Origin of the sequence: Pseudomonas sp. ERMR1:02 (assembly GCF_002277815.1) — a bacterium.
Lineage (GTDB): Bacteria > Pseudomonadota > Gammaproteobacteria > Pseudomonadales > Pseudomonadaceae > Aquipseudomonas.
Genome location: NZ_NKJI01000040.1, coordinates 1 through 11220 on the forward strand (window position 1 = coordinate 1; position 11220 = coordinate 11220).

At 60.5% G+C, this 11220-nt stretch carries 5 protein-coding genes and 4 pseudogenes; 2 read left to right on the forward strand and 7 right to left on the reverse strand.

Features of this window, described 5'->3' with window-relative positions:
- Positions 1-122 precede the first annotated feature (122 nt).
- Both CES87_RS34765 and CES87_RS34770 read left to right on the forward strand, forming a co-directional pair.
- Positions 123-340: pseudogene (locus CES87_RS34765) on the forward strand (PAS domain-containing protein); the annotation flags it as partial.
- A 201-nt stretch (positions 341-541) separates the two neighbouring features.
- Positions 542-742, forward strand: coding sequence for a helix-turn-helix transcriptional regulator (locus tag CES87_RS34770; RefSeq protein ID WP_371858292.1), 201 nt, complete (start codon positions 542-544; stop codon positions 740-742).
- A gap of 3 nt (positions 743-745) precedes the next feature.
- On the opposite strand, the gene CES87_RS31590 is transcribed toward CES87_RS34770, so the two are convergent.
- The 7 genes and pseudogenes from CES87_RS31590 to CES87_RS31630 form a co-directional block, all read right to left on the reverse strand.
- Complete coding sequence (locus CES87_RS31590; protein WP_128609342.1) at positions 746-946, reverse strand: hypothetical protein; 201 nt, start codon at positions 944-946, stop codon at positions 746-748.
- A 471-nt stretch (positions 947-1417) separates the two neighbouring features.
- A pseudogene (locus tag CES87_RS31600) lies at positions 1418-3912 on the reverse strand (TonB-dependent receptor plug domain-containing protein).
- 36 nt (positions 3913-3948) lie between these two features.
- Entirely contained in the window at positions 3949-4446 is a 498-nt protein-coding gene (locus CES87_RS31605) for a RidA family protein (RefSeq protein WP_128609344.1), read from the reverse strand.
- 169 nt (positions 4447-4615) lie between these two features.
- Positions 4616-6190, reverse strand: a complete 1575-nt coding sequence (locus tag CES87_RS31610) for an FAD-dependent oxidoreductase (protein WP_128609345.1) — start codon at positions 6188-6190, stop codon at positions 4616-4618.
- A gap of 134 nt (positions 6191-6324) precedes the next feature.
- Positions 6325-8457, reverse strand: a complete 2133-nt coding sequence (locus CES87_RS31615) for a TonB-dependent receptor (protein ID WP_128609347.1) — start codon at positions 8455-8457, stop codon at positions 6325-6327.
- A 440-nt stretch (positions 8458-8897) separates the two neighbouring features.
- Positions 8898-9855 (reverse strand): annotated as a pseudogene (locus tag CES87_RS31625) (D-isomer specific 2-hydroxyacid dehydrogenase family protein).
- Positions 9852-11050: pseudogene (locus tag CES87_RS31630) on the reverse strand (acyl-CoA dehydrogenase family protein). Before CES87_RS31630 ends, CES87_RS31625 begins: the two co-directional pseudogenes overlap by 4 nt.
- Between the last annotated feature and the right edge of the window lie 170 nt (positions 11051-11220).

Genomic DNA, 11220 nt, shown 5'->3' on the forward strand with positions numbered 1-11220 from the left:
AATGACGCAAGTCGTCCTCAAACCATCGATGAATTGCTCGCGGGCGTGGCACTGCTATTGCCGATGCTGGATGTGATTCCCAATGCGGCGATCTTTATCAGGATGTACAGGCGCGCTACGTCATGGCCAACCGCACGTTGGTGCAGCGCTGTGGGCTGAAACATTTGCAACCCTTGCTCGGAAAAACCAGCGCCGAAGTCTTTCCAGCGCAGTTGGGGCCCGGCTACACCGAACAGGATCGACGGTCCTGGAGCAAGGTTTCATCCTGGAGGATCAACTGGAGTTGCATCTGTATGGCAGTCGCGAACCCGGTTGGTGTCTGACGCATGAGCGGCCGTTGTATAACCGCAACGGTGAAATCATCGGTCTGGCAGGGATCTCGGTCGACCTGCAATCGGCCAGTGAGACGCATCCCGCCTACCAGCGGCTGGCCGCGGTAGACGAATACATTCGCGCGCATTTCAACCGGCGAGTCACCCTGAGCGAGCTGACGCGGATCGCCGGTATCTCAGTGGCGCAACTGGAACGGTACTGCAAGCGCGTGTTCAACCTGACGCCGCGACAGATGATCCAGAAGGTTCGCCTGGAGCACGCGCATCGCCTGTTGCATACCGACATGCCCATCACCGAAGTCGCACTGCAGTGCGGCTATACCGACCACAGCGCCTTCACCCGCCAGTTCAAGGCATTGACCGGCTTCACCCCGCGCCAGTATCGGCAGGTCACGCTTGGTGAGTCCTGAAGATCAAAAACCAGCTACCTGCCCGACGTGGTTGTCCTGCACACCAGCCATCAGGTGCAGCGGAACCTGCTGTTGTTTCTCCAGGCACGGGATTTCAAAACCACCCACGATATGAAGCTGTCGCTCATTCAACCCGGTCGCCTCCTCTTCTTTTGCCTTGGCCATTCTCGCGTGGTTCGCTGCGATTTCATTAAGAGTTGACACGTTACATCTCCGGTGACTGACCAAGCGTATTGCTGGAGGCCTTAAGCGTTAGTTTGAGGGGCTGGCGTGTCAGAATTATGTCGTTCTGGGGCCGCTACGACCGGCGTGTGCAAGCCGTAAGCCAAGCATGACTGCGTATTGCGCCCCAGGTTTTGATTTGCGACGAAAGGTTGTGCGACGACCATCTTTGGCCGCCGCCAACGGTGTTGGAGCACGGTCCTTATGTACGCCTCGAACAAAAATGAGGGAGCGGGCTTGCTCGCGAAAGCGTTGTGTCAGTCAACATCGCTGTCGAATGCGCTGCCGCCTTCGCGAGCAAGCCCGCTCCCACAGGGTGATTTGTCGGACACGAAATCCATGATCGCCGCCAAAAATGTAGGAGCAAAGCTTGCTCGCGAAAGCGGTCTGTCAGTCAACAATTCTGTTGAATGTGCTGCTGCCTTCGCGAGCAAGCTTTGCTCCTACAGGCAATCAGAACGCGTATTGCAAGCGGGTGTAGTAGTAGCCACCGGTGAAACCGAACGGTGAGTAACTGCCCCAGTTATCGCCGAACGAGGAGTTGGGCACGCCGATATGGTCAGGGTACTTGTCAAACAGGTTCTGCGCGCCGACGGCCACGGTCAGTTGCTTGGTGAGCGCATAGGCCACGTCCAGGTCGGTGATCCATTTGGCCGAGTACTCGCGATCCAGGCTCGGGTCGCTGGAGCTGTTGACCTCGGTGTAGGTGCCATAGCGGGTCAATCGCAGATTGACGTTGAAATCCTGAATCGCCCAGTCGGCGGAGAAAATCGCCTTGCTACTGGGGGAGGTCTTGGTGATCAGTGCACGCGCTTGGCGGCCGAGCAACTGATAGCTGCTGTTGAGGGCCGTGAGTTGCGACGGGGTTTCGTTGACGCTGAGGATTTGCGTGTGGTTGTAGTTCAGCGCTGCTGTCCATCTCACCGAGCCGAAGCTGTTCAGGTTCTGCCGATAGTTGCCCACCACATCGACCCCTGAAGTGCGAGTGCTGGCACCATTGGTGAAGAACTGCGCCCCGGCGGTGGCCGGCACGCCGATGCTGTCGAGCAGGGCCGCGACGCCCGGGCCCTGGAAGCGTTCGCTGAGCACCAGGCGGTCACGCAGGTTAATCACGTAGCCGTCCACGGTCAGGCTCAGATCTTCAGTAGGCGTCAGCGCAAATCCAAGACTGAAGTTGGTCGACCGTTCCGGCTTCAAGGACTCGGCCCCAAGCGCCTGGGCGCCCGCCGAATCCACCGGCAGAATCACGTAGTTGTAGGACTGGTAGACGCCATTGATGGTGTCGAAACCGGTCGAGCGCGCGGTGAAAATCTCGTTGGCCAGCGACGGTGCGCGAAAGCCGTTGCTGATGGTGCCGCGCACGGAAAACACCGGGTTGAACTCGTAACGGCTGCTGATCTTGCCGCTACGCGTACTGCCCACGCCTTCGTTGTAATGTTCGTAGCGCGCGGCGACGCCGAGGTACCACTGCTCAACAGGATAGAAACCCAGGTCGATGTAGCTGGCAACGTTGTTGCGACTGACTTTTTGCGCGTCGTCAGGGGTGAGGCCATTGGTGACCTGAGCACCGGGATCGGGACGTTGTCCGGCGCGTGGATGACCGGCCGGGAACACGTAGCCGCCGTCGATATAAGAGGCTTCGGAGCCGGCCCGCGTTTCATAGCTGTCACGGCGATGCTCGAAGCCGAAGGCGACATCCAGTGGTTTGGCCAAACCGATCTCGTAGCTGTTTTTCAGGTCCAGGTTGCTGGTCAACTCATCGGCGATGTAGATGCCGGAAGTGAATTTGTTCGGCGTGTTTTCCCCAAGCGACGGGTTCTGGTTGTCGTAGGTGCGCTGCTTGGCGTAGTTGCGCCCATAGGTGGTACTCAAATCCCAGGCCCAACCGCCAATGCCGATGTTGTCGCCCCTGGCGCCGAACGCCGACTGGAAATCGGTTTCGTTGATCACCCAGTACGGGCTGTAACCATCGGGGAAGCCGTTGGGGCCGGTAGTGATGGTATTGCGGCCGCTGGGCAGGCGGAAGTTCTGGCCGTCGTTGTTTTCGCGCGTGGCCAGGGTCGAGAACGAATAAAGGGTGACCGCGTCATTGAGTGGCAGGTCGAGGTTATACGCGACATCCGCCAGTTGGCTGCGCGGCAAGCCGTAGCCCTTGTAGGTGTGATGGCTGGCCGTGGCCTCGCGCGGATCGGGCGAACCGTCCGCCAGTGGATAGTACTGCGAGCTGTAGCCGTTGCTGCCGGCTTTGTTATCACGCTCCTGATAACGGGTGTCGAGCGAGACGTTGAGCACGCCAGCCTCGCCCACTTCAAAACCATAATTGAGCGCTTCCGTTCCGGTGCCGCGCTTGCCGTCGTAGTTCTGGCCAAGGGTCGTGTCGGAACTGCCGCCGGTGGTCTGCTTGAGGATAATGTTGATCACCCGGAAATTGCATCCGATCCGTATTGGGCCGCCGCGCCATCGCGCAGCACCTCGATATGATCGATGGAGGCCACCGGGATCAGGTCCAGATCGCTGGGCGCGGCACCGCTGTTGATGCCATTGATGTTTAGCGTCGCACTGGTATGGCGGCGTTTGCCATTGACCAGCACCAGCACATGGGAGGCCGTCAGGCCGCGCAGGGTGGCCGAGCGCACCACGCCGCTGGCATCCCAGCCCGCACGGTCGGGCAGATTGAAGGACGGAATGAATTTACTCAGCGCCTCCAGCAGGCCCGGTTTGCCGACCGCACGCAGTTGATCGCCGGTCACCACGTCGATCGGTGTTGGGCTGGTGGTGACGGTGTGTTGCTCGGTGCCACGGTTGCCGGTGACCACCACAGTGTTGAGTGTCGGCGAGCTGGTTTCGGCGGCCTCAATGCTGAATGAGGCAAGGCCGCAAGCGATGGACAGCGGTACTAATAAAGGACGATAGGAAGGCGCCGTTCGGCGCGCTGGGCAGTTGAACATGAAGGTGACGCTCCTGAATAACTGATGAATTCCGTGTCACTTCTTGCGAGCGGCGACGGCCTCGATTTCGACCAGGCCGCCGGGCAGCGGCAGGGCCACCACCTGGATGGCGGTGCGTGCCGGTTTGTTCGGCTGTTCGGCGCTGCCGAAGAACGGCGTATAGCCTTGTTGCAGTCCGGCGAAATCGAGCTTGCCGCCCTTGTCCGGATCACCCACCAGGAACACCCGCAGTTGCACCACATCGCCCAGGCTCAGACCCTGACCCTCCAGTACACCCTTGAGCTTGTTCAGAATCGAAGTGGTCTGGGTCGCGGTATCGCCGTAGGCGGCAAAGGAATCCTTCGCTGCTTTGGCGTCGTGCAGGTCGGCCAGCAGACCGCTGACGAACAGCAGGTCGGTTTGTGCCGGCACAGACACCGCCAGCGAGATAGGGAAGTTCGAATTGGGCAGGGCAATGCGTTTGATTTCGTCGGCGTGGCTGCTGAGGGCGGTGGCGGTCATGAGGATCCCTGTCAGTAAGGTAATGGCTTTCATCGATCAGTCCTTGTGGTTAAAACAGATACCTGTAGGAGCGAGCCGGCTCCGGGCGGCGTTCCGACGATGGGCGTTAACGATGGCGTGGAAAACCTGACACCCCGCGGTGATCATGAGTCCATCGTCGGAACGCCGCCCGGAGCCGGCTCGCTCCTACAGGGGGCATGGATCAGGCAGCGACGCCCGGTTGATTGCGTTCGGCATGCCGGCCGATCAGTGAAACGATGCGCCGTGCCGAGTCGGCGGCGCTGTTCTGCCAGATGCCGACACCGCCGTGGGCCAGGGCATCGCTGGCCAGATAGGTGCGGCCCTGCGGCTCGTTGAGAAGCTGGTAGGCGCTCTCGCCGACCTCGTCGTTGACGATCCACGGCCCCTTGCTGAACGGCACCTTGGCCCAGTTGATCGCCACCGGTTTTTGCAGCTTGGCGCTGTGACCGGGGTGCAGCAGTTCCACGGCTTGCCGGGAGGAGGCGAACTGTTCGGCGAGGGATTTCTTGCTGAAGGCCTGGGCCGATTCGCTGGTGTTGTAAGCCGCGACCAGAATCCCTTGTGCGCTATTGAGGCGATCGCTGGGGTACCACAAACCTTTGACTTCATGGTCCAGGTAAGAAAGGCCGCCGTAGATATTGAAGTCGGTTTCCCAGAACCGCGGCGACTGCCAGGCAACCTTGTTCGCCTGATCGCTTTGCGCGGTCTGAATCGCCTGCTTGAATGGCAGGCTGAAGTTGCTCGGCAACTTCGCCAGCAGCGGCAGGGGCACGGTGACGATGGCGTAGTCGGCGTTCAGGGTCTGGGTGGTGCCGGTCTTGCGATCGCGGTAGCTGATGCGGCTGCCTTTCTCGGAGGTCTGGATGTCGCTGACTTCAGCATTGAAGCGCACCGCGTCCTTGAGCTTTTCATAGAACGCATAGGGAATGCGGTCCATGCCACCGACCGGCTGGAACATGGTCGAGGAAAACTCCGGGATCTCATCGAACACCAACGCTCCCCAGAGCTTGGGGTTGAGCAGGGTTTGCAGTTCCAGTGGCGCGCGGGTGATGCCGGTCTGATCGCCGGCACCGGGCACTCGGTTGTATCCCGAACGCACCGAACCCTTGTACTGCAAGTCGGCATTGAGATCGCCATAGACCTTGAGGAAACTCAGCAGCGCCTTGCGGTCGTCGGCGCTCAAGTCCTGGTCCAGGGCCTTGCGGCTAACGGTGCGCGCCAGCAACTCGGACAATTGGCCACGAGTGTCGTTGACCGCCTGGCGCAACTGGAATGCCGGTTGTTTCGGGTCCGGCAAGGCCAGGGCGTTGCGGCTGCTGTTGACCAGCACTTGCAACTCCACGCCCAACTCGCGGCAGTAGCCGAGGATGGTCTGGTGATGGCTGGGGATGCGCGCAGGGCCTGCGTTGAAAAACTGCCCGTCGTCGAAGTCGACGGTCTGGCTGACGCCGTCGTCGAAATCGATTTTCGTGCCGCGACGCAAGGTCCAGTTGCGGCCGCCCACCCGCTCGCGGGCTTCGAGAATGGTCACGGTGAAACCGGCCTTGCGCAGTTCATAGGCACTGACCAGCCCGGAAATCCCGGCACCGACCACCACCACATGTTTGCCTTTGCCACTGCTGCCCAGTTGTAACGGGGTGAACGTCGCCGCCACGGCCTGAGGCGTCAGCCCCAGTGCACCGAGGGCACTGACAGCAGCGGAATAGCCACCGACGGCGGCAATGCGGGAAATCAGTTCCCTGCGGGTGAAAGCCATAGTGATGCTCCTTGCAGTTATTGCTTTTGGGGGGGGCTCTGTAGGAGCTGGCTTGCCAGCGAAGGGGCCCTGAAAAATGAAGCAAGACTCCAGGCCGTTTTCGCTGGCAAGCCAGCTCCTACAGGTGGTCAGGGTTAGAGGTCGTAACGCACCGACAACAACAGGGTTCGCGGATCGTTGATCGAGTAAAAACGGGCGCCGCTGGAAGGCACGAAGCCGACCGATTGCGGGTACGCGCGATCGAGCAGGTTTTTCACCGACAGCGTGGTGGTCCAGTGGCCGTCGCCGGAGATGTAGCGGGTGTTGGCGTTCCAGAAGGTCTGCTGGGGGATTTCCTGGATGTCGTCGTTCAGCGCGTTGGCGAACGACTTGGTCTGGAACTGCGCATCGGTGCCTGCCAGCCAGGTGCCGGGCAATCCGGCCGGGATCGTGTAGTTGAGGCCGACACTGGCGTTCCAGCGCGGCGAGAACACCAGCTGTTTACCGTTGGCATCGACACCAGCGCCGGCGGCATTTTCGAAGTCGTCGTACTGGCTTTCCAGGTAGCCGACATTGGCGGTCAGTTGCAGGTCGTTGGTCAGTGCGGTGAGGGTTTCCAGTTCCACGCCGTAGGTGTGGGCCTTGCCGACGTTGGTCCGCAGGCTGACGCCGAGGGCCGGGTCGTAGGCATTGGTCTGCAAGTCTTTATAGTCGTTGTAGAACAGCGCCAGGTTGGCGCGCAGGCGACGGTCGAAGAAGTCACCCTTGAAGCCGGTTTCCCAAGTGGTCACGTCTTCCGGCGAGAACGCTTGTTCGGCGGCGGCCTTGGTTGGCGCGCGGTTATCGAAGCCACCGGCCTTGAAGCCCTTGGCCACGTAGGCGTACTGATTCAGGTTCGGGGTCCAGGCGTATTCGAAGCCGATTTTCGGGCTGGTCGATTGCCACGACTTGCTCGAATCGGCGCTGAAGTTGGTCCCGGTAATTTGTCGCGTGGTGGTGATGGCGTAGTTGGTGTAGTCGAAATTCTTGTGCTCGCGGGTAAAGCGCAAACCGGCGATCAGCGACAGCTTTGGCGTGACCTTGTAACTGCCTTGCCCGTACAGCGCGTAGCTCTCGGTTTTGGTCGTGCTGTATTGGCCCTGGCCGATCACCCGGTTGCGCGCGATGTTGAAGGTGAGGTTGTCGCGGTCGGCGTCGAAGGTTTCGCGGTACGCATACAGGCCGGTGCTGAAGCTGAAGTCGTCGTAGTCGCCGTTGAGCTGGAATTCCTGGGTGGCGTAGTCCTGGTTGTAGGTGATCAGGTTGTTCTGGATCAGCGCGGCCTGACCAGAGTTGTCATAGTCCACCGGCTGATTGAACGCGGAGTAAGCGGTCACGGATTTGAAGTTCAGGTTGTCATTGATCGCATAGATCGCGCGTAGCACCGAGCTGCCCTGGTCCAGGCGGTTTTTCGGATTGAGGCTGCTGTAACTCTTGAACTTGTCGAAGCGGCCGTTGGCATCGAACGGCGTGTAGCTGGTGGTATCGCCACGGTCAAAAGTGCCGGCCAGGGTCAGTTGCACATCCCACGGCGAATCATCGGGGTTGTAGCGCAACTTGCCACGGTACGACTGGATGTCGACGTTGTTCACATCCGTATGGCGAGTGGGGTCGGAGACGGTGCCGTCACGGGTCAGGCGAATCGCCGAGAAACTGCCGAACAGCGCGTTGTCCACCAAGGGCCCGCTGATCAGCAGGCGGCCGTTCTGGGCGTTGTAGTCGCCGGCAGCGAGTTCGAAGAAACCACGGGTTTCCTGGGTCGGATCGCGGGTGATCACGCGGATCGCGCCGGCGCTGCTGTTGCGTCCGTACAACGTGCCTTGAGGGCCGCGCAGGACTTCAACGCGCTCGACGTCGTTAAAGTCGAGCATCGAGGAAATGGCCCGCGGGATGTACAAGTCATCGGCGTACACCGCGACGGCGGACTCCTGGATCGGATCGGTCTCACCAATGCCACGAATCCCGTAGGTCTGCGCGCTGTAGGAGATCGACTGGCGACTGAGGGTCAGGTTCGGCACCTGCCCGGAGAGGTCGCGAATGCTTTTGATCTGCTTGTCTTCGAGGGCCTTTTCGTCGAATGCGGAAATGGCCAACGGGGTCTTTTGCAGGTCTTCGCTGTGGTGTTCGGCGGTAACGGTAACGACGGGGAGGGCACCATCCTTGGTGTTTTCTTCGGCGTGGGCCGACAAGCCGAACATTGCCAGCGACACGGCCAGCGTCAGACGGTTTGAACGCAAAGTGTTGTGCATGGTGAGCCCCAGATGTGTAAGTGCTGCTGCGTTGGCGTTATGTTTTTTTGGGCAAAGCGCTTCCGTGGCCATGGTTTGAAAGCCATGACGGGATTGGCTTGAGCCGGTTTTTGGTTGGGTGTAGCGGTTGACCGTGGAGTGGTGTCGGCCGGAAAAACGTGCAGTTCCGTGGGCCTCCACCTGGTCAGGGGTCGGTGATGGTTGTAACAATATTTATATAAGCGGCTCGTGTAAAAGTCCGATTAGTTATAAGGTAATTATAAAAATTGCGCATTAAGTATGAATTTTAGATGCGTAAATCTGATGTTGTTTTCGGCGGGCATGCACAAACCAATGTGGGAGCGGGCTTGCTCGCGAAAGCGGACTGTCAGGCAACATTTTTGTCGACTGACACTCCCTCTTCGCGAGCAAGCCCGCTCCCACATTTGGATTGCGTTGATTCAGTACCCGCGTTGCACGTTCGCCTGATTCTCAAGGGCCAAACCATTGAGAAACCGTTCAAGATTGGCCAGGAAGCTATCAGCAATCTCATGCCGACTGTTGCTGGAAATCGCCGAGGTATGGGGTGACAGGCGCACCCGCGGATGAACATAGAGTGGGTGCCCGTCCGGCAAGGGTTCCGGCTCGGTGACGTCCAGCGAGGCCAGGCCGATGCTGCCGTTGTCCAGTGCTTCGAGCAGCGCCCCATGGTCAAGCAAACCACCTCGGGCGATGTTGATCAGGTGCAGGCCCGGCTTGGCGCTGGCGAGCACGGCACTGTCGACGATATGCAGGGTCGCCTCAGTCAAAGGCGCGGCCAGCACCAGATGATCGGAACGCGAAAACAGCTCGTGGATGTCCCGCGCCGCTTCCACGCCTTCAACCTCGAACGGTGTCTTGCTCTCACGCAGCGCAAGTACCTTGATACCCAGTGCCTGGGCCTTGGCGGCCAGGCTGCGACCGATGGCGCCAAAGCCGAGAATGCCCAGGGTGGTGCCCTTGAGCGGCGTCAGTGCGGTGAAGTTCCATTGCGAGTCGTGCACCCAGATGTCCGGCAGACGCTTGGACGCAGCGAAGATCGCGGCCAGCGCGAACTCGGCGATGTTCTCGGCGGCGCTGCCACGCGAGGTGCTCACCGGCGGACCGTTGAACAGCCATTTCGGGTAAAAGTCGATACCCGAGGACACCACCTGAATCCATTGCAGCCCATAAGGCCAACCCGGTGGCGGGTGTCGGGCGCCTGATAGCCGCGCACATTGATCGGCCGTGCCAGCAGTACGCCGACCTCGGCCGGCAGGTCGCTGGGCACCCCGGCGGGTACGCCGATGACGCGGGCCTCAGGGTGGTGAGGGCGAGACGCTGGCGGATCACTTCGTTGAAATCTTCATCCAGTTGGCTGGCGATGACGAGCTGGCTCATGGGCGTTCCCCAAATTGGAATGCAGGCTGGCGCTGGGCGAAGACGGCTTTGCCGACACCTTGCAGGATGGCGTCGTTTTGCGGCGTGTGGACGCGGCTGCACAACACATCACGGTAGTGCCGTTGCAGTGGGTTTTGGCGTGACAGGCCGGGATTGCCGGATGCCTCAATGGCAAGCTCGACTGCGCGAATCGCGTTGCCGGTCACCAGGTATTTCAGTTGCGCGGCGTTGCTGGCCGGCGTGTGCCCCCGGCGGCGGCATCGAGCAAACTGCGGTTGGCGAACAACAGGGTGTCGATGTGGCCGACGGTTTCCTGAAAGCGTGGCAGGGTCGACAGTGAAGCTCCGAGATTGGACGGCTTGCGCGTCTCCAGCCAGCCCACCAGCCAGTCTCGCGCGGCTTGGGCGACCCCGTCGTAGACTGATGACAGCAACACCGACATCCACAGAAAACCATCGCCATCGAGTTCGGCTTGCGGCGCGCTCCAGCGGCTGACGCTGACCGCGTGATCCAGCGGCACCAGCACGTTGTCGAACACCACCTCATGGCTGCACGTGGCGCGCATGCCCAGATGATCCCAATCCTCGATGATGCTGATGCCCGGCGTGTCCTTGTGCACCAGCCAGGCGCCGACCAGCGGATCTTCATCGTTGCTGCGCGCCCAGACGCTGAACCAGGTCAGGCCATGGCTGCCGGTGGAGTAGATCTTCCTGCCACTGATCCGCCAGCCTGCCGCGGTGCGCCTGGCTACGGTTGCCGGCAGTCCGCCGCGCGCGGGAGTGCCGAGGTCAGGCTCGACCCGCAAAGCGTTGATCAGCGCGCCATCGCGCACGGCATCTTGCGCCACTTGCAAGCGCAAGGCTTCGGGCCAGTTCGGGCTGTCTTTCAAGCGCGTGTGCTGGAGGTATTGCATCACCAGAATCAACGCCGTCGAAGGCTCGCCCTTTGGCGATAGCGCTGATGGCCTTGCGCGCTTGCGCGAGGTTGGCGCCACCACCGCCCAGGGCTTTGGGCACGGTCAGCGCGACCAGGCCATGCTCGTGCAACAGCTTGAAGTTGTCCTGAGGGAAGGCGCCGCTTTCGTCATAACATGGGCACTGGCGGCCAGTTGTGCGCTGATGCGTTCAAGCAATGCTTCGAAATTGGCCACTTCGATAGATCGCAGTGGCGCAGACAGTTGAGAAGAAAGACTCATGGTGAATTCACTCGATCAAAGAGGGTGGCTGGGGCTGATTTCGATCTCTGTAGGAGCAAGCATGCTCGCGATGAACCCGAGGGCGCCGCGGGGTATCTGGTTTCCCGTGTCATCGTTAACGTCCATCGCGAGCATGCTCGCTCCTACAGGGGGTCAAAGCGGTAGTAATG

Excerpts from the sequence above, each read along its gene's own strand:
- CES87_RS31605 (WP_128609344.1), bottom strand. The coding sequence starts at position 4,446 with ATGAAAGCCATTACCTTACTGACAGGGATCCTCATGACCGCCACCGCC.
- CES87_RS31610 (WP_128609345.1), bottom strand. The coding sequence starts at position 6,190 with ATGGCTTTCACCCGCAGGGAACTGATTTCCCGCATTGCCGCCGTCGGT.
- CES87_RS31615 (WP_128609347.1), bottom strand. The coding sequence starts at position 8,457 with ATGCACAACACTTTGCGTTCAAACCGTCTGACGCTGGCCGTGTCGCTG.